The organism is Amycolatopsis sp. NPDC043889 (assembly GCF_056435645.1).
In genome coordinates this window covers 17,915-39,482 of the sequence record NZ_JBWKEC010000032.1, presented here as the reverse complement: position 1 = coordinate 39,482, position 21,568 = coordinate 17,915, and the positions used below count along the sequence as shown (strand labels likewise).

The following is a 21,568-nucleotide window of genomic DNA, read 5'->3' as shown; positions in this document are numbered from 1 at the left end:
ATAGATAGTTTGTGTAACGCAAACCATCGATGCCATGTCGTTCATCATGGAGGGAACGTACACTTGACGAGTGCCCGAACTCCCGGTCGTGAACCAGCCCCCGCACCGCTGCGGCGCGCTGCTCGACCACGTCACCCGCCGGATCCGGCTGCGCAGCGAGTCCGTCCTGGCCCCGCTCGGCCTGCGGCCCCGGCATCTCGTCGCGCTGACCGTGCTGCGTGACCTCGGCGGCTGTTCGCAACAGGACCTCGCGAAGACGCTGGAGATGGACGGTACGAACGTCGTCGGGCTGTTGAACGACCTCGAGTCCGCGAACCTGATCGAACGCAGGCGGTCACCTGAGGACCGGCGCCGTCACATCGTCGAACTCACCGACGTCGGCGTGAAGCAACTCGTCAAAGCCGAGTTCGCCCTCGCCGCGGTCGAGGACGAGGTGCTCGGCGCGCTCGACAAGGATCAGCGCGAGACGCTGTACACCCTGCTGTACCAGGCTGCGGGGCACGCCGAGCCCGCAGCCTGTGTCGAGGCCGCGCACAGCGAAACCTGCTAGGCCCCGAGACCGAACAGGTCGTGAAGCTGTTTGGTGGCTTCGGCGCCATACATGACGCTTCCGACCGGGACCTCGCTCCCCACCGCGTCGATCACCCGTGCCGTCCACACGGGACCGAACGCGCCGCACAGTTCGATCAGCTGCGCCCCTTCGCCGACCAGCCGCCGGGCCGCGGCGACGACCTGGTCCACGCGGCCGACGCCGATCAGCACCGTCAGGCATTCCCCACTGTCTACACGGGACACATCCCTTGTCGGGTCGCAGCCATCGGCCAAGTACACGAAACCCCACTGTCGCATGACGATTCTCCTTCGTTCTCGAATACCGTGAGGTAATCGCGAAACGCGGGGGCCGTCCACGAGGCGAATCCGTACGGCCGTTCGGGATCACCGAAGAGGGGAGGCCGGGCGGGTGGCGCGGAGATCCGATGTGGTCGCCGTCATACCAGCGCCGCGATCCGCTCCGAAGACTCGTGCGCCGCATCCCACACGAGCGCGTGCCGAACGACCGGCGGTTCCCGCAGCGGCAACCAACGCAGACCTTCGGCCTGCTCGTCCCTGGGACGCAACGCGACGACGTCGCCGCCGTGCCGCAACTCGGCGACGAACAGCGACCGCCGAGGCGGCCCGGGGCGGACGTGAGCCGGCCGCCAGCCCGCCGCCGCGCAGTCCGCGAGCAGCGCGTCGTGATACCCAGGGGCCAGCTTCCGTTCGTACAGAAGGAGGTCCAGCCCGGCGAGGTCCTCCCAGTCCACGGTGTCCAGCCGAGCCAACGGGTGGGTGTCCACGACGAGCACGCCCAGCGGCCGCTCGCTCACGACGACCACCCGCAGGCCGTCCACGTCCTCCGGAAGGGCGAGCAGACCGGCGTCGAGCGCGCCGCGGCGGAGGAGTTCGAGCTGCCGTGCCGCGGAGAGGTCGTCGATCTCCACCGCTTCCGCGTACAGGGTCGCTAGGACGGTCGGCGGCGCGCCCGGCGTCACGCCGACGCGGAGCGGCCGGCCCACGGTGTCGCGGACGGCCCGTGCGCCGAGGTCGGCCTCCTCCAGCATCCGGCGGGCGTGGGGGAGCAGCGCCAGCGCGGCGGCGGTCGGCGTCATCCCCGCCTGGGTGCGGACGAACAACGTCGCGTCCAGTTCCCGTTCCAGCGCGATGATCTGCTGGCTGAGCGACGACGATCGGATGCCGAGGCGCCCCGCGGCGCGAGTGAGATGCCCTTCCTCCGCCACGGCACACAGATATCGAAGACGACGTAATTCCACAGCCGCACAGTAGCCCCGGACCAGGCAGAATCGACGGGGTGAGTGAATGGCGCAACACCACGCACGACTGGGCCGGTTCGGTGGACCTCGACCATCTGGCGCGCATCCGCCGGAACCCTGGGGAGTTCGCCCCCGGCGGTCGCGCACCTCGTCCTCGAAGTGCTCGCTTACGCGGCGGAGGAGGCCGAAAGCACCGGCGGCGGGCATGCCGTCGTCACGGTCCACCCCGACGGCTCGATCTCCGTGGCGGACGACGGCCGGGGCACCGACACCCGCGCCGACGGGCACGGCGGCTTCGTGAAGAAGCCGGTCATGTCGACCAAGGATCTGCGTTTCTTCGATTCCCCTGAGGCGCAACGGCTCCCGGACGGTCATCCGCGCCGCGGTGTGTCGGTCGTGGCCGCGCTGAGCGACTGGCTCGTGCACACCAACCGGCGTCGCAACGGTTCCTGGACCCAGCGTTACGAACGCGGTGTCCCGGCCACCGACCTGTCGCCGATCGACGACGACGGCACGACCGGCACGACGGTGCGTTTCCTGCCAGGGGAGGAGATCGGCGCGATACGGCTGCCGGAGATCGACGGGTGGCCGCACCTGAGCGTGGAGGTCGTCCGATGAGAAAGCGCCTGACGGCGGCGGCCTCGGTCCTGTTCCTGCTCGCCGGATGTTCCGCCGAGCAAGAACAGCCGCCCGCCAGACCCGTCTACGACCTCCCCGCACGGGAGGTCCGCCCGGACGAGACCGCGCTGCACCTGCCGCCCGCGCTCAACGGGGAGACCGAGTTCTCCCTCATCGGGCTGGCCGCGGGGCTCCCCAGCCTCACCGGCAGCCACGCCGAGTTCGAGGCCAAGGGACAGTTCGTGCGGCTCCGGCTGGTGGTCACGGGCAAGGGTCTGTCCGGAATCCTCTTCGACACAAGGCGCCAGCAGCTGGTCACCGATGCCGGCGAGGTGATCGCGGTCGACAATCAGGCGATGACGATCAAGCGGCAACCGGACAAGTTCGAACTGGGGCGCGGTGTGCGGGTCGAGTTCGATCTCTACTTCGACCTGCCCAAGGAGACGAAACCCTTGGTGTTGCGGGCTTTCGGCGGTCCGACGCTGACCGACATGAAGAACCTCACCGGCACCGACATCAAGCTGACATGAGAAGGGCCCCGCCGCGAAACGCGACGGGGCCCTTCTCGAAGGCGTCAGACGCCCAGGTCACCACCGAGGTAGGCGGCCCGCACCTGCGGGTCGTCCAGCAGCTCGGCACCGCGGGCGCTCTTGACCACTTCACCGGTCTCCAGCACGTACGCGCGGTCGGAGAGCTTCAGCGCCTGCTGCGCGTTCTGCTCCACCAGCAGGACCGTGGTCCCGCGCTTGTTGATCTCGCGGATGATGTCGAAGATCTGCGCGATCAGCATCGGCGCCAGGCCCATGGACGGCTCGTCGAGCAGCAGCACCTTGGGCTTGGTCATCAGCGCGCGGCCGATGGCGATCATCTGCTGCTCGCCACCGGACATCGTGCCGCCGAACTGGGTCTTGCGTTCGTTCAGCCGCGGGAACAGCTCGTAGACCTCGTCGAGGTCGGCCTTCAGGTCGTCCTTGCGGGTGTAGGCACCCATCAGGAGGTTCTCCTGCACCGTCATCCCGGGGAACACGCCCCGGCCTTCCGGTGACTGGCCGATCCCGAGCTCGACCCGCTTGTGGCCGGGCGTCTTCGAGATGTCCTTGCCGTCGAAGAGGATCCGGCCGCTGGTCAGCGGACGCAGGCCCGAGATCGTCTTCAGTGTCGTGGTCTTGCCGGCGCCGTTGGCCCCGATGAGCGAAACGATCTCGCCCTCGCCGACCTCGATGCTCATTCCCTTGAGCGCGGCGATCTTCCCGTAGTGGACGTTGATGTCCTGAACCTCAAGAAGCATCTTCCGCCACCCCCAGGTAAGCCTCGATCACCTTCTGGTTGTTCTGCACCTCGTGGGGGAGCCCTTCTGCGATCTTCTGGCCGAAGTCGAGCACGGCCAGCCGGTCGGCGATCTGCATGACCAAGCCCATGTCGTGCTCGATGAGCAGCACGGTCCGGCCGTCGTCACGGATCTTGCGGATCAGTTGCTGCAGCGAGTTCTTCTCCGCCGGGTTCATCCCGGCGGCGGGCTCGTCGAGCAGCAGCAGCTTCGGGTCGGTCGCGAGCGCACGCGCGATCTCCAGACGGCGCTGGTCACCGTAGGAGAGGTTCTTCGCGGTGTTGTGCTCGACCCGGCCGATGCCGACGAAGTCCAGCAGGTCCCTCGCCAGCTCGCGGCCCCGCTTCTCTTCCTTGCGGTGCACGGGCAGGCCCAGCGTCGCCGAAATCGCGCCGGTCTTGTGGTGCGAGTCCGCACCGACCATCACGTTCTCCAACGCCGACATGTTGTGGAACAGCCGGATGTTCTGGAACGTGCGGGCGATCCCGGCCTGGTTGATCTTGAACCGCTTCATCCCGTCGACCCGGGTGTCGCCGAAGCGCACCTGGCCCTCGGTCGGCCGGTAGACGCCGGTGATCACGTTGAAGACCGTGGTCTTCCCCGCGCCGTTCGGGCCGATCAGGGCGAAGATCTCACCCTGGTTGATGGTGAGGTTGACTTCCTTCAAGGCCGTGACACCGCCGAAGCGCATCGTCACGTTGTCGAATTCGAGCAGCGCGCTCATTTCGTCACCTCCGCCGAAGCCTCGGAATCCGGACCCGCGACTTCGGCGCCCATGGCACCCATCCCGCCCGTTCCTTCGTGTAGTTCCGCCTTGCGCTGCCGCGACGGCAGCAGACCCTCCGGCCGCAGCGCCATCATCAGCACCAGCACACCACCGAAGATCAGAATGCGGTACTCGGACAGGAACCGGAACCGCTCCGGAAGCCAGGCGACCAGGAAGGCACCGAGCATGACACCGGGCAGATTGCCCGCACCACCGAGCACCACGGCCGCGAGGATGGTCGCGGACAGGATGAACGGGAAGTTGTTCGGCTCGATGAAGACGGCCTTGCTGGCGTAGACCACACCGGCCATACCGCCGAGCATGGCGCCGATGGCGAACGCCAGCAGCTTGAACTTGAACGTCGGGACACCCATCAGCTCGGCGGCGTCCTCGTCCTCACGGATGGCCGCCCACGCCCGCCCGACACGGCTCTTGTGCAGCCGCACCGAGAAGATGATCGCGATCACGATCGCCGCGAGGATCAGGTAGTAGTACGGCGCAGGGTCGAGCAGGAACTCGGTCCCGAACATGGGCTCCGGGTGCGGGATGTTGGTGATACCGCGGGCGCCGCCGATGGCGTCGGTGTTCGTCGCGGTGATCCGGACGATCTCACCGAAGCCGAGGGTCACGATGGCCAGATAGTCACCGCGCAACCGGAGCGTCGGAGCACCGAGGATCACCCCTGACATCGCCGCCAGGAAGATACCGAGCACGAGCGTGCCCCAGAATCCCCAGCCGTGCAGGGTGCCCATCACGGCGAGCGTGTACGCGCCGATCGCGAAGAACGCGACGAACCCGAGGTCCAGCATGCCCGCGTGGCCGACCACGATGTTCAGGCCGATCGCCAGCAGGATGTACACCCCGACCGGGAAAATCAGGACCGTGGTCCAGTCCGATTCCGGGGACATGAACGAACCGATCGCGGGCGCGGGCAGGATCAGCGCGCCGATGATCAGGGCGATGTACACGCCATAACGTTGCCAATGCGGAGCGCGTGCCCACCAATCCCGCATACCGTCCACGGGGTGAAAGCCGGCGCGCGTCGGCTTTCCGTTCTCTGGGGACTTTTCAGCCACTTCTTCGTTGCCCTTCATGCGCGTGCCCGCTGCAGCGATTCACCGAGGATGCCGGTGGGACGGAACATCAGGACGAGCACCAGTACCACGAAGGCGGTGACGTCCTTCCAAGCCGAACCGAAGAAGATGGAACTCCAGTTCTCCACCAAGCCGAGCACGATGCCGCCCAGCAGGGCGCCGCGCAGGTTGCCGATACCTCCCAGCACGGCCGCGGTGAACGCCTTGATGCCGAGGAGGAACCCGATGCGGTAGTCGGTGTTCTCGTACTCCATCACGTACAGCGCGGCGGCGACACCGGCCATCGCGCCGCCGAGCAGGAAGGTGAGGCGCACGATCTTGTCGATGCTGACGCCCATCAGCACGGCGGCTTCGGGATCCTGCGCCGTGGCGCGGATACCTCGGCCGATGCGGGTGCGGCTGACCAGCTGGTCGAGCCCGATCATCATGATCACGGCACCGACGACGACGAACACGTGGTCCGTGCGGACCACACCGTTGCCGATGTGGAACAGCTCCTCGTGCGGGATGAAGCGAGGCGCGTTCTGTTGCACGCGGCCGGATTTGTCGGTGATCCATTCGATGATCTCGAGGCCGAACAGTTCCTGGAGGAACAGCGAGGCGCCGATGGCGGAGATCAGGGCAGCGAGCCGGGTCGCGCCCTTCTTGCGGAGCGGCCGGTAGGCCACTTGCTCCAGCAGGACCGCCGCACCGCCGGACACGGCGGCCGAAGCGATGATGATCAGCAGCAGTACGGCGATCATCCCGAACACGCCGAGCGTGATCGGGGCGGTGCCGCCCGCGATGGTGATCAGGACGAACAGGGACGTGACCGTCCCGATCATGAAGATCTCGGAATGCGCGAAGTTGATGAGCCGGAGCACGCCGTAGACCATTGTGTAGCCGAGGGCGATGAGGGCGTAGATGCTTCCGGCGACCAGTCCGCCGATGGTGCTACCGAGGAACTGGGCTTGCAGATCTTGAAGCATGACGTGGATGCCTTACGGGACGGGGCGAGGATTTCTTTCGCCACATTTGCGGGAAGCGGGGGTGCTGTGCCCGCACAGCGCCCCCGCTTCCGTTAGGTGTTCCTATCTGCTCCGTCAGCCGTTGAGCTTGGCTTCGGTCGAGACGCCGAGGTTCTTCAGGACACCACCGGTGACCTGGTAGATGTTGATCGCGTCCGTCGACGGTTCGCCGTTCTCCTTGAACTTGATCTGCTTCGAGGCACCCTTGAAGTCGATCGTCTTGAGGGCCTCGTTGATCTTCTCCGGGGTGTTGGCGCCGGTCTTGACCGCGTTGATGATGGCGGTCGCGGCGTCGTAACCCTCGCTCGAGTAGATCGCCGGGTCGACGTTGAACGCGGCCTTGTACTTGGTGCTGAACTCGTCGGTGGAGCCGGCGTCCGGGATGTTGCACGGGCAGCCGACGACGGCCTTCTCGGCGGCCGCGGCACCGGCACCGCTGACAAGCTGGGCGTCGAGCGAACCGTCACCGGTCGCGAAGGTGGCGGTCACGCCGCCGTCACGCAGCTGCTTGAGCAGACGGCCACCCTGGGCGTAGTAGCCACCGAAGAGGATGATGTCCGGGTTCGCGGCCTTGACCTTCTGCACGGTCGAGGAGTAGTCCGACGCGTCCTTGGCGAACTTGTCGCGATCGGACGGGACGTTCTTCTCCTTCAAGGTCTTCTCGAAGTTGTCGGCCAGGCCGACGCTGTATTCCTGGTCGTCCGAGATGATGTAGGCCTTCTTGGGCGACTTCGCCGTGATGAGGAAGTTGGCGATCGCCGGTCCCTGGCTGGCGTCGCTCGCGACGACGCGGTGCCAGTACTTCCATCCGTTCGAGGAGAGGCCCGCGTTGGTGGCCGAGGGCGAGACACTCGGGATCTTGTTCTGTTCCAGCTGACCGCCGATGGCCTTCGACTCACCGGAGAAGGCCGGGCCGATCAGCGCGGTGATCTTGTCCTGGCCGACGGCGGTCGCGATCAGCGACGTCGCCTGCTCGGGCTTGCCCTGGCTGTCGTATTCCTTGAGCTCCAGCTTGATCGCCGGGTTCGTCTTGTTGTACTCGTCGATAGCGAGCTTGGCGCCGTTGCGGGGCGGGATCACGATCCCGGAGTTCTCACCGGTGAGGTCACCCATGAACCCGATCTTCAGCGTGCTGCTGTCACCGCTGCCGGACGAGCTGCTGCCGCCGGCACAGCCCGCCAGCGCCAGCGACGCAGCCGCCGCGACGGCGAAAACCCGTCCAAAACGCACTCCTGACACCGACTACCTCCCATGACCAACCAGCCGCCGGTAGGCGTTGCCCCCGACACAGGGGCTAGGTTAGGGCAGGAAGATATCCCCCTACGCCATGATCTGCCCAGACGCCCATCACTCTGTGTCCACATCGTGACGGTCGAAACCAGAACGAATTGCACGAAAAGGCGAATGTTGCCGGTTGACGGGTCTTCGCTGGTCACGCTGGGGATTCACCGCTACCACGTCGATCATGCTCGTGGGTAATGATCATGTTTCGGCCGCGTATCTTGCGCTTTTTCGGCTCCTTCGTGGGCGGCCGTTCGTCGTAGCAATGCTGCCCCAAAGGGCGTCAACGGTGCCCGCTCTTCCCTTGTGCCGTGACAACCGATGGTTGTCGTCGCGGTCCGAACGGCTGTTGGATCTCGGCCCTGACCTCGCGATTAGCTGTCTCCAGAGCCGGAAACGAGGACCTGGGAGAACATGACGATGAGTGTCGAAACGATCGAAGGCGTTGCCGCGGGAGTCCCGTTCGTGGCGGTGCCGCCGTCGGACGGGAAACGTCCGGCGCCGCTGGTGCTGACGTGGCATCTGCTGGGCGCGCCGTTCAGCGAGGCGGCCATGGCGGCGGCGCTGCCGATGCGGGACCTGCACGCGTGGCGGGTGCACCTCGGGTTGCCGCTGACCGGTAAACGGTTCCCCGATGGCGGTTTCGAGGGCTTCTTCCGGCTCGCGAGCGAGGACAACGTGCTCAACGTCGTCGAACCGCTCACCAGGCAGGTCGAGGCGGAGTTCCCGGCCGCGGTGGCGGAACTGCGCTCCCGCCTGTCCATTGAGGACGGACCGGTCGGGCTGGTCGGCGGTTCGCAGGGCGGCGCGGTCGCGTTGCAGATGCTGACCCACCCGGAGATCCCGGTGGCGGCTGCCGCGCTGGTGAACCCGGTGACTCAGCTGGCGCCGGTGATCGCGGCGAACGAACGGGTCTACGACGTCACCTATCACTGGTCGGACCGGTCCCGCGCGGTCGCGAACGAGTACGACTACGTGCGGCGGGCCGACGAACTGACCGCGCCGGTCCTGCTCGTCATCGGCGAGGAGGACGACGTTTCGATCACCGAACCGGCCGAGGCCCTGCACAAGGCGTTGGGGGAGCGGCGATCCGAGCTCGTCACCATCCCGGGGATGGCGCACGAATTCGCCGAGGCGCCCGGGCTCGAGCCCGCTCCGCAGACGGACCACGCGAAGCTGGTCGACGCCGAGCTCACGCGCTGGTTCGCCCGGCACCTAGGCGTTGTCCGGTGAGTCTGTTCGATGGGCTTCGTGATCAAGGTGGTTCCTGGCGGTGGGGGCGGATCGGCCTCGTGCCGGGTTGTACTCGGGCGCATCCGCCCGTGCCGTCAGGGGTCGCCTGGGCGCGAAGCCCGCGACCGGACTCACCGGGCAGCGCCTAACTGTCTGAGATCGTCGTCCGGCAGCCAAGACCGCGCGGGATCGTAGGTGCACCAACCTTCTTCGTGGCTGGTCCGGCCGGCGAGCGCCAGCAGGCGCCGCAGGGCCGGGCCTTCGCCGCGCCGCCACACCACCGACCACGGGAACAGCGGCGAGGGCTCGAACGGCAGAACGCGCAGATTGAGGTCGGAGGCGAGGTCCATGTCGGCGCCGGCGAGCGTGACCCGCTGCTTCCCGTAGCGAGTCTGTTCCAGTGTGTGTCTGAGGTCGTAACTGACGCCGGAGTCGTCGATCGGGACGTCGAATTCTTTGCATAGGCGTTGCAAATAAGAAAGCCATTCGACCGGGCCGCCCAATTGCGGAATCCAGATGCCTTCACTCCGGAGATCGGACAGTTTCAGGACATCGTTGCCCGCGAGTGGGTGTTCCGGTGCGAGAAGGGCGACCAACGGCTCCAGCCGGACAAGCCGGTGCTCGAGTTCCGCGGGCACTTCGCGGCCGAGGTCCGCGACGCGGCCGAACGCGAGATCGATCTCGCCGCGGACCAGGGGGTCGAGGGCGTTGGCCAGTCCGCGTCCGGCGACGCGCTCGACCGCCAGTGCCGGGTCTCGCTGGGCGATACGGCGCAGCATGTACATGGGGGAGAGACGTGGATCGATGACGTCGAGGCGGGGCGGGCGGTCCTGCAGGCCCATCACCGCGACGGCGGCGTCGGCCGCGCGGATCAGCTCGCGCGCGTGCGGGAGGAACCGGTCGCCGTCGGCGGTCAGCTCGACGGATCGGTTGGTGCGCCGGAAGAGCTGGACCGAAAGGGCGTCCTCGAGCTTCCGGACGCGCTTCGACAGCGCCTGCTGGGTGAGGAACAGGGATTCTGCCGCGCGACCGAAATGGCCGTGGTCGGCGGTGGCGACGAACGCGCGCACTTGGGCTGTGTCGAGATCCACGTCCCTGAAGGTACGTGAATGCCCCCTTCGCGTACTTCAGGCGCGTACCCCGAAGTCTCGGGCAGTAGGGGCAGTAGTGAGGGCCTCCTTGCCTACCCTCAAGGTAGTGAAGGAGGCCTTCACGGACTTCCGGAGTGAGCGTATCCGTGGCAGTCGCCTATGTCATGAAAGGGTCGTTCGGGACGAATGACGTCCTGAACGACCCTTTCATGACACTTCGAGAGCCGGACGAGCTCACATGCCCGGCGGCCGCTCCCGCACCACGCACGTCAGCCGCGCCGTGCACGACCGGCGCCCCTGGTCGTCGGTCAGCACGATCTCGGCGGTCACGGTCCCGCGCCCGACGTGCACCGGCGTCGCGACACCGGTCACCCGCCCGGACCGGACCGCCCGGTGGTGCGTGCACGAGAGTTCGAGCCCCATCGTCGCCTTGTCGGTGCCGGCGTTGAGCGCGCAGACCATCGAACCGAGCGCCTCGGCGACGACGGCGTTCGCGCCGCCGTGGAGGAGGCCGTAGGGCTGGAGGTTGCCCTCTACCGGGATGCTGCCCACGACGCGTTCGGGACCGAATTCGCTGATCTCGAGCCCGAGCTTGTCGTTGAGCTGCTGTCCGGCGAAGGCCGGGTCGATCCCGGCGAAGGATTCGAGGGCTTGTTCGGTCACGCAGAGCTCCTTAACATTCGTGAACCCGCGACCACGATCGCGTCGCCAGGGCGCACGTTATCGAATTATTCTCACGTCCTGCCCCACGGACGCCCTGCCGCCCCGATCGCGGGGGCTCCGGCCTGGCGGGTTCCTGTGTCGAGGGGGCCGATCAGCGCCGCCGACAGCCCGCAACAGACACGACAGGTAGGACTGTCGGACCCTCACCCTAGACTCGCTCTCGTGAGCCCGAGTGAGAACACGACCGTTGCCAACGCCACACCCGCCACCGCACAGGCCGAGCGGCCCAAACTGCTGCTGATCGACGGCCATTCGATGGCGTATCGCGCGTTCTTCGCGCTGCCCGCGGAGAACTTCAAGACGAAGACCGGGCAGACGACGAACGCGGTATTCGGGTTCACCTCGATGCTCATCAACCTGCTGCGCGACGAGGCGCCGACCCACCTCGCGGTGGCGTTCGACCTGTCCCGCAAGACGTTCCGGTCGGAGACGTACGCGGAGTACAAGGCCAACCGCAGCACCACCCCGGACGAGTTCAAGGGGCAGGTCGGGCTGGTCGAGGACGTGCTGAAGGTCCTCGGCATCCCGGCGCTGACCAAGGAGAACTACGAAGCCGACGACATCATCGCCACGCTCACGACACAGGCGACCGCCGAAGGTTTCGACGTCCTCATCTGTACGGGCGACCGTGACGCGCTCCAGTTGGTGACCGACCAGGTCACCGTGCTGTACCCGAAGCGCGGCGTGTCGGAGATGACCCGGTTCACCCCGGAGGCGGTCGAGGAGAAGTACGGCCTCACCCCGGCGCAGTACCCGGACTTCGCCGCGCTGCGTGGCGACCCCTCGGACAACCTGCCCAGCATCCCTGGCGTCGGTGAGAAGACGGCCGCGAAGTGGATCAGGCAGTTCGGGTCGTTCAACGAGCTGGTCGACCGGGTCGACGAGGTCAAGGGCAAGGTCGGCGACGCGCTGCGCGAGCACCTCGGCGCGGTCATGCTGAACCGCCAGCTCACCGAGCTGATCCGCGACGTCGAGCTGGAGCTCGGCCCGACCATGCTCGAGCTGCGCCCGTGGGACCGCGAGGCCGTCCACGCGCTGTTCGACGAGCTCGAGTTCCGCGTCCTGCGGGACCGGCTCTTCGCCACCCTGCAGAGTGCCGAGCCCGAGGCCGAAGAGGGTTTCGAGGTCAGCGGTTCGAAGCTCGCGCCGGGCGCGCTCACGGAATGGCTCTCCGCGCACACCGGCCAGGACCAGCCGGTCGGCCTGGCGTTCCGCACCACCGGGGCCTCGGTCCGCTCCGACCTGAAGGCCATCACGTTCGCGGCCGCGGACGGTGAGGGCGCGTATGTCGACGTCACCGCGATGGACGCCGAGGACGACAAGGCGCTCACGGCCTGGCTCGCCGATGAGAAGATCAAGAAGATCGGCCACGAGCTCAAGGTCCCGCTGCACGCCGTCCGCGCGCGCGGCTGGACGTTCGCCGGGCTCGTCATGGACACCGCGCTCGCGGCGTACCTGGTCCGCCCTGGCCAGCGCACCTTCGAGCTCGACGACCTGGCCCTGCGGTACCTGCACCGTGAGCTGCGGTCCGAGGCCGACACCGGGGACGGGCAGCTTTCGCTGCTCGACGGTGGCGCCGAGGACATGGAGCAGAAGGAGATCCAGGCCGAGCTGGTCAAGGCCCGCGCGGTCGCGGAGCTCGCGGGCGCGCTGACCAAGGAGCTCGAAGAACTGGGCGGCGCGCAGCTGCTCGCCGAGCTCGAACTGCCGCTGCTGCAGGTGATCACCGGCCTCGAAGCGGCGGGTATCGCGGTCGACATCGAGCATCTGACCGATCTGGAAGCGCACTACCTCGGCCGGGTGACACAGGCCGCGGAGGAGGCGTACGCGGTAATCGGCAAGCAGGTCAACCTCGGTTCGCCGAAGCAGCTGCAGGTCATCCTGTTCGACGAACTCGGCATGCCGAAGACCAAACGCACGAAGACCGGCTACACCACCGACGCCGAGGCGCTGCAGAGCCTGTTCGAGAAGACCGAGCACCCGTTCCTGCAGCATCTGCTGGAGCACCGGGACGCGACCAGGCTGCGCACCACGGTCGAGGGCCTGATCAAGTCGGTCGCCGACGACGGCCGCATCCACACGACGCTGCTGCAGACGATCGCCGCCACCGGACGGCTCTCGTCGGTCGACCCGAACCTGCAGAACATCCCGATCCGCACCGAGGAAGGCCGCCGCATCCGCGACGCCTTCGTCGTCGGCGACGGGTACGCCGAGCTGATGACGGCGGACTACAGCCAGATCGAAATGCGGATCATGGCGCACCTCTCGCAGGACGAAGGGCTGATCCAGGCCTTCAACAGCGGCGAGGATCTGCACACTTTCGTGGCGTCGCGCGCGTTCTCGCTGCCGCCGGAGGAGATCACGCCGGAACTGCGCTTCCGGGTGAAGGCGATGTCGTACGGCCTGGCGTACGGGCTTTCGGCGTACGGGCTTTCGCAGCAGCTGCGGATCTCGACCGAAGAGGCCAAGGAACAGATGGAGGCGTACTTCTCCCGTTTCGGCGGCGTGCGCGACTACCTCCATTCGGTCGTGGGCGACGCGGCGAAGGTTGGTTACACCGAGACCATCTTCGGCCGCCGCCGTTATCTGCCGGACCTCAACAGCGACAACCGGCAACGCCGCGAAATGGCCGAGCGGATGGCGCTCAACGCCCCCATCCAGGGCAGCGCGGCGGACATCATCAAGGTCGCCATGCTCAACGTGCACAAGGCGCTGACCGAGGCGAAGCTGAAGAGCCGCGTGCTGCTGCAGGTCCACGACGAACTCGTCCTCGAGGTCGCCGGTGGCGAGCGCGAGCAGCTCGAATCGTTGGTGCGCCAGGGAATGGGCTCCGCCTACGAACTGGCGGTCCCGCTGGAGGTCTCGGTCGGATACGGCCGGTCCTGGAACGACGCCGCGCATTAGGCCTCGTGAGTGGTAATGACGGTTAGAACCGTCATTACCACTCACGATCGGTAGGGTCTTTCGCGTGACTTCCGAGCGCAGACGCTGGCGGGTGCGGCTGCGCGATCACCGTGGGCGGATCCTGGGCGCCGGGACCATGCTCGACGGCGAACACCTCCTCACCTGCGCTCATGTGATCGAAGGCCACGACGACGTCGCCGTGGATTTCGTGGCGCTTCCCGGCGTGGAGCCAGGAATCGCCACGATCCTCGCGCAGGCGGCGCCCATCGGTGACGACGGCGGGGACATCGCGTTGCTCCGGTTGCGCGACCCCGAGGAACAGATCTCCGGCGCCCCGCTCCACCGGACGGCTCTCGAAGACGGCCAGCGAGTCCGCGCGTACGGCTTCCCGCGCGGTTCGGACGGCATGTGGTCGTTGGCGACCGTCGTCGGCGACGGCGGTCACGGGCTTGAGCGCGTCCAGTTGCACCGCACTCCGGACGCCGAGCCGATCACCCACGGCTTCAGCGGTTCCGCGGTGATCGCCGAGAAGACCGGCCACGTCGTCGGCATGGTCGCCACCCGATACGCGACCGAGGCCGCCCGGGTCTCGTGGATGATCCCGGTCGAGACCATGCTCGGGTACCTGCCTGCCCTGCGCCGCTGGGCCGAAGGCAGCCCCGCGATCGACCCCAGCTTCGTGCAGAACCCGGAACCGCCCGCGATCGATCCGCTGTTCGCCCGCGAATTCGCCCGGTGGCTCGGCGGGCACGGCCGGGCGGACGTCCGGGTGATCATCATGGGCGAGCACGATTCCGCCGTCGCCGCCTCGCTGCGGCGCGCCGTCGTCCTCGCCGACCGCGAACGCGGCGCGGGCCGGAGCGTGACCGGGCCGACGGTGCCGCCGCTGGGCAGTGTCGTGCTCGCCGTCGACGCCGTCGGCAAAACCGCCGACGAGGTCCGCCGCCGGATCTCCGACCGGCTCGACGTCGCCGCGGATTCGCCCGCCGGCCGTCACGGGTCCGCCCGCACCGTCGTCGTCTCCGGAATCGACGAAGCGGCCGAGCCCGACGCGCTCGTCGGCGAGGTGCTCGTGCCGCTGGCCCAGCGCGCGCACGAACTCGGGCTGCGGCTCGCGCTGGCGTTCCGCGAGGAGACGTCGCCGGGGGTGAACGTGGTCCGGTCGAGCACGGACGTCCTGCCCGCCGGCGAGGACGACACCGAGGGCCGCCTCGCCCTGCTGGAAACCCGGTTGGGTGAACTCGACAGCCTGGAGAAGGAGAATCTGAGCGACGCGCCCCGCTTCTCCGACGCCCCACACGTCCATCCCAAGACGCGACGGCTGAGAGGCGCGTTGACACAACTGCGTTCGGCGGAGAAGGACGGCGAAACCGAGTGGGTGAAACGGCAGCTTCCGGTCTGCGAGCGAGCCGTGGCCAAGACGGTCGAGCGCGCCCGCGACCTTCGTCGTCTCCTCGACGAGAACCTCGCGCGGCGCGCGGAACTGCGCGCCCGGCTCGACGCGTACGGGGAGATGGCTCGTAACAGCGGCCTCGTCGAAGACGTCGAACTGGATGCCGCCTACGCACCCGCCTGGCGGATGCTCTTCGAAGGACCGTGCGACCTCGCGGCCGCGGCGGCGGCCGTCGAGCGGTACGCGGACACCGTACGGAAACGGATCGACGGATGACGGCCTGCGGACACGACGGCTGCCCGGGTGTGCTCGGCAAGACCGGGTTCTGCAAGATCTGCGGATTGCCGCCCGGGACACCGGAAGAGCCCGCGCCGCGGGAGAAACCGACCCTGGTGATCCCTGGCCCCGGCGAGGCGCCCACCAGGATCACCAGCACGGTGGTCACCCGTTCCCAGCAGATCGCGGGCCACGCGAGCGCGGACGACCGGGTCCCGCTGCCGGTCGTCGAACTCCCGGACGTCGCGGGCCGCCTGCTCACCGAACCGCATGTCCCGGAAGAGGAACGGTTCTGCGGCAAGCACGGATGCACGGCCACTCCGGTCGGCCGCTCGGTCGGCGGCGGACCCGCGCCTGCCGAAGGGTTCTGCCCGGTCTGCCGAACGTCGTTCTCCTTCGCACCCAAGCTCGCGGCCGGCGACGTGGTCGACGGCCGGTACCACGTGCTGGGCTGCGTCGCGCGCGGTGGGCTCGGATTCGTCTACCTGGCGACGGATTCCGGTCTCGGCGACCGGTACGTCGCGCTCAAGGGCCTGATCAACACGAACAACACCGCGGCCGTCCGGATCGCGGAGACCGAAAGCCAGGTGCTCACCGCGCTGGACCATCCGAACGTCGTCCGGATCCTCGACGTGGTCGAACACGAGGACCTCCGCTACATCGTCATGGAGTTCGTCGACGGGCTTTCCCTGCGGGAGGTCAAGAACCGCGGCCGGGCCGGGCTGGACTCCAGTGAAGGGCGGCTGCTCGTCGAGCACGTCGTGGCGTACGGGCGCGAGATCCTGACCGCGCTCGACTACCTGCACGGCGAGGGCCTGCTGTACTGCGACATGAAGCCGGACAACGTGATCCACGGCGAGAAGCGGATCAAGCTCATCGATTTCGGCGCCATCCGCAAGATCACCGACGACGAAAGCCCGATCGTCGGCACCGAGCACTATCAGGTCTCGCTGCGGGAACGGGCGGAACACGGGCTCACCGTCCGGTCCGACATCCACACCGTCGGCGTGACGCTGCGGGAGCTCTTCCAGGCCAGCGACGGCTGGTCGGTCACCACCGACGCGCGCGGTGTCCGGTTCGGCATCGAATCGTTCCTCCGAGTCCTCGACCGGGCGACCGCCCCGTTCGAACAACGGTTCGCGACCGCGCGCGAGATGCTGGTCCAGCTCGACGGTGTGCTCGGTGAGATCCTTTCCTTGCGGGACAAGCAATCCAGGCCCGCCACCTCGACGTTGTTCACCGAAGGGGCGGTCCTGCTCGACGCGGGACTCGGCCAGGCGCCGCCGCTGGAGCACTGGACGCGGGGGACACCCGTCTCGCTCGGCGCACGCCCGTCCGCCGCGGAGATCGCCGTCGGTCTCCCGGTGCCGCGCGAGGATCCGGACGACCCACAGGCGAACTTCCTCCGCGCCGTCCGCGCGCCCGACGCCGCGCGGCTGCTGAAGAAGCTCGACAAGGTGCCGGGTTCGGTCGAGGTCGAGTTCCGCCGGTGCCGGGCACGGCTGGAACTCGGGGCGACCGTCGAAGCCGTGCTGGCGGTGGCGGAGGCCGAACGGCTGCTCGGCGAACGCGCCGCCCATGACTGGCGTGTGGCGTGGCATCGGGGCCTGCTCGCGCTCGGCGCGGGCGACTTCGCCGCGGCGAAGGAGAAGTTCACCGCCGTGTACCGCGACATCCCCGGCGAGGAGCCGCCGAAACTCGCGCTGGGGCTCTGCGAGGAGCATCTCAACGGCGCGGTCGCCGCCGAGCGGTACTACGACGCGCTGTGGGTGCGGGACCGGTCGCAGGTCAGCGCGGCGTTCGGGCTCGCGCGGGTCCGGCTGCTGCGCGGCAACCGCGCCGCCGCCGTCGAGATCCTCGACCAGGTCCCGGAATTCTCGCGTTACGACGAGGCGGCGCGGATCGCCGGGGTGCGGGTGCTGTCCGTGCCGATGCCGGGCACGGGTGACCTTCCGGCGTCGGCCGAACTCGACGACGCCGTGGTCCGCCTGACCGCTCTGGATCTCGACGGCGACTCCCTCGACAGGCTGGTGACGGCCGTGCGTGAGACGGGACTGGCCGCCGTGCTCCTCGGGCAGGACGGGATCACCGACGGCGAGATCCTGCGCGCAGGCGAAATGGGCGCTCGCACGGTGCTGGACAAGGCGTACCGGCGGCTCGCCCACCACGCGCCGACGCCGGAAGCGCACGACGTGCTGATCGATCTCGCCAATTCCGTGAGACCGGTGACGCTGGTGTGAAAGGGGACTGATGAGCGGGGAACCGAGTCTGGGCCTCGAGGTGCACCAGAACAAGTTCCTGGCCGAGGGGGACCGGGCGATGACCGCGATCGTCCGGGTCGTCTCCCGCGGCGGTGGGGCGGCCGTGACCACGACGGCCGCCGAAGTCCTGATGATCGACTGCTCCAGTTCGATGCGCTTCCCCAGCACCAAGATCGGCGAAGCCCGGCGGGCGGCAGCGGCGGCCATCGACGTCCTGCCCGACGGCGTGCGGTTCGCCGTCATCCAGGGCACCGATCGCGCGAAGATGATCTACCCGGCCGAGGACGGCCTGGTGACCGCGTCCGCGGCGACCCGCGCGGAGGCACGCGCCGCCGTCGAGCACCTCGCGGCCGTCGGCGGCACCGCGATGGGCGCCTGGCTCGCCAAGGCACGCGACCTCTTCGACCTCGTGCCCGGCGCCGTCCGCCACGCGATCCTGCTCACCGACGGCCGCAACGATTCGCAGACCAGGGCCGACCTGATGAGCGTGCTGAACAGCTGCGAGGGCCGGTTCGTCTGCGACGCCAGGGGGATCGGCGACGGCTGGGAGCCCGCCGAACTCACCCAGATCGGCCGGGTGTTGCGCGGGAACGTCGACTCGGTCGTCGAGGACGACAAGCTCGCCGAAGATTTCCGGCAGCTGGTCGAGAGCGCGATGACGAAGGTGTTGCCCGAGGTCCGGCTGCGCATCGGCACCATGCCGTTCAGCAGGCTGCGGTCGGTCAAGCAGGTGTTCCCCGACGAATACGACCTCACCGACCGGTGCCAGGAGGCCGCCGTCCGCGAGCAGGAGCTGTCGCTCGGTTCGTTCGCGAGCGACGAGACGCGGGACTACCAGCTGATCCTGGATCTCGATCCGGACCTCGAACCCAGCCATGGGCAGGATCGTCAGCTGGCGTGGACGGAACTCGTCCCCGTGCCGGGAGCCACGGTCGAGGAGGACGCGCTGGCCATCGCGGGGAGGTGGACCCACGATCCGATCCCGCCGACGCTGATTCACCCGATGGTTTCGAAATACGCCGCGCAGGCCGATCTCGGTGAGGCGCTGATCTCCGGCGGCGACGCCTACGCGGCAGGAGACCGCGCCGGGGCCGAGCAGGCTTGGGGCCGGGCGGTCGCCTTGGCCACCGCCGCGGGCGACGAAGAGACGCTGAGCCGTCTCTCGGGAGTTGTGGAGATCGTCGACGCCGAGAAAGGGCTCGTGCGCCTGCGGCCGGACGCGACACGCAGTCACGCGTTGCACGTCGTCATCCCGTCGAGGGTTTCGGAAATCGCTCTTCCACAGGAAGATCGGCCGATGCCCGAAGGAGCACCGCTCACCTGTGCCGCCTGCCCCGCGCTTTCGCCCGCCGGGGCGAACTTCTGCGTCGGCTGCGGAAGACCGTTCGGCGAGGCGGTTTCGTGACGGCCACCCGGGTGCGGCTGGTCCGGCTCCGGACCGCCCTGCTGGCGCTCACCCTCGCGGTACTGGTGGTGTCGCTGTGGGCGTTCCAGAACGTCCAGAACACGGCGGAGACCGTCCGCGACCGCACCGCGCACGCGGTACTCGAAGTGACCGCCGCCCGGGCCGCGCTGGTGGCCGCCGACGCCGCGGCGATCGCGAGTTTCGCCTCCGGCGAGGCGAGACTCGCCGGACCGGGGCAGGAGTACTCGAATCAGCTGGCGCTGGCGAGCCAAAGTCTCGCTAGGGTCGCGGAGTTCAACCAGGCGGGTGAGGAAGGCGGTAACGCGCTTCAGGTGATCGAAAGCCAGGTCGCGGCCTACTCGGGCTCCATCGGACAAGCCGACGTGCACTTCCGCCAGCCGGACGCCGCCGTACTGGGCGCGGTCGACCTCTGGCACGCCTCACGGCTGCTGCACGCTCCTGGCGGTGTCCTGGAGGAGCTGGAAGCGTTGCAGGGCAGGCAACGCGAGGCGCTGAACCGGCAACTGGCGTCCACCGGGATGAGTCTCGCGATGCTCCCGCTGTGGCTTCTGCCAGTGCTCGCCCTCCTGGTGCTGCTGGTCTTCACCCAGCTGTACCTGAGGAAACGGTTTCGCCGCGTGGCGAACGTCCCGCTGCTCGCGGCGACCGTGCTGATCGCCGCCATCGGGGTGGCCCTGGTGTTCACCTTGATCAGCCGGGGCAGGCTGGACTCGGTCGGAGAGCGGCTCGACGGCGTCGCCGCCGCGCGGGCCGCGCAGCTCCAGGCGGCCGACGACGACGGCCAGCGACGGCTCGCCGAGCTGCTGGCCGGGTACTGCGACGAGGAGCAGGGATGCGGTGTGACCGTCGACGGGTTCCGGGAGCGGGTACGGCAGGCCACCGCACCGGCGACCGACAACACGCGGGTGGCCACGGCGGGCGCGAGGGCGGTGGCGGCCGACGCCTCCGCCGCGGCCGAATCCGGCGGGCGGGAATTCCTGATCCCGGCCGGCACCCTGCTCGCGGGCGGGCTCGTCCTGCTCGGCCTGCACGCCAGGATCGACGAATACCGGTACCGCCCGTGAAACGCCTGCTGGCCGTGGTGATGGCGCTGACGCTCGTCGCGGGCGGCTGTACGGCGTCGGCGGAGGACGGGCCGGTCGTCGTCCTCGCGTCCTGGACCGGGGAGGAGGAGAAGGCGTTCCGTCAGGTGCTGGACGCTTTCAAGGCCGACATCGGGATCGACTACCTCTACGAGGGCACGCGGGCCGTCGACCAGGTGCTCGCTTCGGACGTCCAGCGTGGCACGCCGCCGGACGTGGCCGTCCTGCCCAACGCCGGGGTGCTCGCGAAGTACCAGAAGTCGGGTGACCTGCTGCCGCTCGACGAAGACCTCTCCGCCGCCGTGACACGATCCTTCAGCCCGCAATGGGTCATGCTGCAGCAGATCGGCACCGAGAAGTTGTACGCGGTCGCCGTGAAGGCCGACCTCAAGAGCCTGATCTGGTACAACCCCGCGCGGATGACCGGGATCCGTCCCACGACGTTCGCCGGGCTCCGCGAGTACTCCGCCGGGCTGGCGGCCGCCGGCGGTACGCCCTGGTGCGTCGGGATGGGCGCCCCGCCCGCCTCGGGCTGGCCGGGAACCGACTGGATCGAGGACATCCTGCTGCACTCGGCGGGCCCCGGCAAGTATCGGCAGTGGGCGTCCGGCGGCCTCGAATGGAGGTCGCCGGAGGTCAAACAGGCCTGGCTGGACTGGGGTTCCCTGATCGAGCCCAGCGCGATCCGCGGCGGTACCGCGGCAGCGCTGCTGACCGATTTCGGCGACGCGGGCAAGCCGATGTTCACCGACCCGCCGGGCTGCGCGCTCGAACACCAGGCGTCGTTCATCATGAGCCGGTACCAGAACTTCCCGCGGCCCGGCGGGACGTTTCCCAAGCCGGGTACCGATTTCGACTTCCTCACCTTTCCGGGGCGGGACGTCTCCGAGGTCGCCGCCGACCTCGCCGGGATGTTCCAGGACACGCCCCAGGCGCGGAAGCTGATGGAATTCCTCGCTTCGGAGAAGGCGCAGCGGATCTGGCCTTCGATTCCCCGCGCGAACGCCTTCTCCGCCAACCGGAAGCTCGGCCTCGACGTCTATCCGGACCAGGTGAGCCGGAAGGTCGCGGACACGATCACCACGGCGTCCGCGCTGTGCTTCGACGCGTCGGACCTGATGCCCGCGACGATGACCGGCGCGTTCCACCGTGCCGTCCTGGAGTACCTGAGCAACCGGGACCGCCTGGACATCCTGCTGAGGCAACTCGACGACGTCCGGGAGAGCATCCAGCCCGGCGAATGGTTGAAAATCCATTGTGGACAGTGAGGAGCAT

Annotated in this window: 19 protein-coding genes; 10 read left to right on the top strand and 9 right to left on the bottom strand. The window is 68.3% G+C overall.

Annotation, left to right across the window (positions count from 1 at the left end; all coding sequences use genetic code 11):
- The first annotated feature begins 70 nt into the window (after positions 1-70).
- Positions 71-550, top strand: a complete 480-nt coding sequence (locus AC0685_RS36115; protein ID WP_478229576.1) for a MarR family winged helix-turn-helix transcriptional regulator — start codon at positions 71-73, stop codon at positions 548-550.
- Here AC0685_RS36115 and AC0685_RS36110 read toward each other — a convergent pair.
- Both AC0685_RS36110 and AC0685_RS36105 read right to left on the bottom strand, forming a co-directional pair.
- On the bottom strand, positions 547-849 hold the full coding sequence (locus AC0685_RS36110; RefSeq protein ID WP_478229575.1) for a DUF6506 family protein: 303 nt from the start codon (positions 847-849) through the stop codon (positions 547-549). The genes AC0685_RS36115 and AC0685_RS36110 overlap by 4 nt on opposite strands.
- Positions 850-989: 140 nt before the next feature.
- Entirely contained in the window at positions 990-1,778 is a 789-nt protein-coding gene (locus AC0685_RS36105) for a LysR family transcriptional regulator (protein WP_478229574.1), read from the bottom strand.
- A gap of 192 nt (positions 1,779-1,970) precedes the next feature.
- On the opposite strand from AC0685_RS36105, the gene AC0685_RS36100 reads away from it, so the two are divergent.
- Complete coding sequence (locus tag AC0685_RS36100) at positions 1,971-2,429, top strand: ATP-binding protein (RefSeq protein WP_478229573.1); 459 nt, start codon at positions 1,971-1,973, stop codon at positions 2,427-2,429.
- The gene (locus AC0685_RS36095) at positions 2,426-2,959 is read left to right on the top strand and encodes a hypothetical protein (RefSeq protein WP_478229572.1); all 534 of its coding nucleotides are present in this window, start codon (positions 2,426-2,428) and stop codon (positions 2,957-2,959) included. Before AC0685_RS36100 ends, AC0685_RS36095 begins: the two co-directional genes overlap by 4 nt.
- Before the next feature lie 44 nt (positions 2,960-3,003).
- Here AC0685_RS36095 and AC0685_RS36090 read toward each other — a convergent pair whose 3' ends face one another.
- The 5 genes from AC0685_RS36090 to AC0685_RS36070 all read right to left on the bottom strand — a co-directional run bounded on the left by AC0685_RS36090 (position 3,004) and on the right by AC0685_RS36070 (position 7,853).
- Entirely contained in the window at positions 3,004-3,717 is a 714-nt protein-coding gene (locus tag AC0685_RS36090; RefSeq protein WP_016335497.1) for an ABC transporter ATP-binding protein, read from the bottom strand.
- Positions 3,707-4,480 (bottom strand): ABC transporter ATP-binding protein, encoded by a 774-nt coding sequence (locus AC0685_RS36085; RefSeq protein ID WP_478229571.1) that lies wholly within the window; start codon positions 4,478-4,480, stop codon positions 3,707-3,709. Before AC0685_RS36085 ends, AC0685_RS36090 begins: the two co-directional genes overlap by 11 nt.
- Complete coding sequence (locus tag AC0685_RS36080) at positions 4,477-5,616, bottom strand: branched-chain amino acid ABC transporter permease (protein ID WP_016335495.1); 1,140 nt, start codon at positions 5,614-5,616, stop codon at positions 4,477-4,479. Before AC0685_RS36080 ends, AC0685_RS36085 begins: the two co-directional genes overlap by 4 nt.
- On the bottom strand, positions 5,613-6,584 hold the full coding sequence (locus AC0685_RS36075) for a branched-chain amino acid ABC transporter permease (RefSeq protein ID WP_340688273.1): 972 nt from the start codon (positions 6,582-6,584) through the stop codon (positions 5,613-5,615). Before AC0685_RS36075 ends, AC0685_RS36080 begins: the two co-directional genes overlap by 4 nt.
- A 114-nt stretch (positions 6,585-6,698) precedes the next feature.
- On the bottom strand, positions 6,699-7,853 hold the full coding sequence (locus AC0685_RS36070) for a branched-chain amino acid ABC transporter substrate-binding protein (RefSeq protein WP_478229570.1): 1,155 nt from the start codon (positions 7,851-7,853) through the stop codon (positions 6,699-6,701).
- A 465-nt stretch (positions 7,854-8,318) separates the two neighbouring features.
- Here AC0685_RS36070 and AC0685_RS36065 point away from each other — a divergent pair, with 465 nt between their 5' ends.
- Positions 8,319-9,137 carry an alpha/beta hydrolase family protein gene (locus AC0685_RS36065; protein WP_478229569.1) on the top strand — a complete coding sequence of 273 codons (819 nt, stop codon included), beginning with the start codon at positions 8,319-8,321 and terminating at the stop codon, positions 9,135-9,137.
- 131 nt (positions 9,138-9,268) lie between these two features.
- On the opposite strand, the gene AC0685_RS36060 is transcribed toward AC0685_RS36065, so the two are convergent.
- Together AC0685_RS36060 and AC0685_RS36055 are read right to left on the bottom strand one after the other, a co-directional pair.
- Positions 9,269-10,228, bottom strand: coding sequence for a LysR family transcriptional regulator (locus tag AC0685_RS36060; protein WP_478229568.1), 960 nt, complete (start codon positions 10,226-10,228; stop codon positions 9,269-9,271).
- A 234-nt stretch (positions 10,229-10,462) separates the two neighbouring features.
- Positions 10,463-10,891: a PaaI family thioesterase gene (locus AC0685_RS36055; protein ID WP_125682237.1), complete on the bottom strand. Its 429-nt coding sequence runs from the start codon at positions 10,889-10,891 to the stop codon at positions 10,463-10,465.
- Positions 10,892-11,113: 222 nt separating this feature from the next.
- Here AC0685_RS36055 and polA point away from each other — a divergent pair, with 222 nt between their 5' ends.
- The 6 genes from polA (at position 11,114) to AC0685_RS36025 (ending at position 21,561) form a co-directional block, all read left to right on the top strand.
- The gene (gene polA, locus AC0685_RS36050; protein WP_478229567.1) at positions 11,114-13,855 is read left to right on the top strand and encodes a DNA polymerase I; all 2,742 of its coding nucleotides are present in this window, start codon (positions 11,114-11,116) and stop codon (positions 13,853-13,855) included.
- Between the two features lie 64 nt (positions 13,856-13,919).
- Positions 13,920-15,524, top strand: a complete 1,605-nt coding sequence (locus AC0685_RS36045) for a S1 family peptidase (protein ID WP_478229566.1) — start codon at positions 13,920-13,922, stop codon at positions 15,522-15,524.
- Complete coding sequence (locus AC0685_RS36040) at positions 15,521-17,764, top strand: serine/threonine-protein kinase (protein WP_478229565.1); 2,244 nt, start codon at positions 15,521-15,523, stop codon at positions 17,762-17,764. The genes AC0685_RS36045 and AC0685_RS36040 overlap by 4 nt, the downstream gene beginning before the upstream one ends.
- A gap of 10 nt (positions 17,765-17,774) precedes the next feature.
- Positions 17,775-19,190: a VWA domain-containing protein gene (locus tag AC0685_RS36035; protein ID WP_478229564.1), complete on the top strand. Its 1,416-nt coding sequence runs from the start codon at positions 17,775-17,777 to the stop codon at positions 19,188-19,190.
- Positions 19,187-20,275 carry a hypothetical protein gene (locus AC0685_RS36030; protein ID WP_478229563.1) on the top strand — a complete coding sequence of 363 codons (1,089 nt, stop codon included), beginning with the start codon at positions 19,187-19,189 and terminating at the stop codon, positions 20,273-20,275. Before AC0685_RS36035 ends, AC0685_RS36030 begins: the two co-directional genes overlap by 4 nt.
- Positions 20,272-21,561, top strand: a complete 1,290-nt coding sequence (locus AC0685_RS36025) for an ABC transporter substrate-binding protein (RefSeq protein WP_478229562.1) — start codon at positions 20,272-20,274, stop codon at positions 21,559-21,561. The genes AC0685_RS36030 and AC0685_RS36025 overlap by 4 nt, the downstream gene beginning before the upstream one ends.
- The last annotated feature ends 7 nt before the right edge of the window (positions 21,562-21,568 follow it).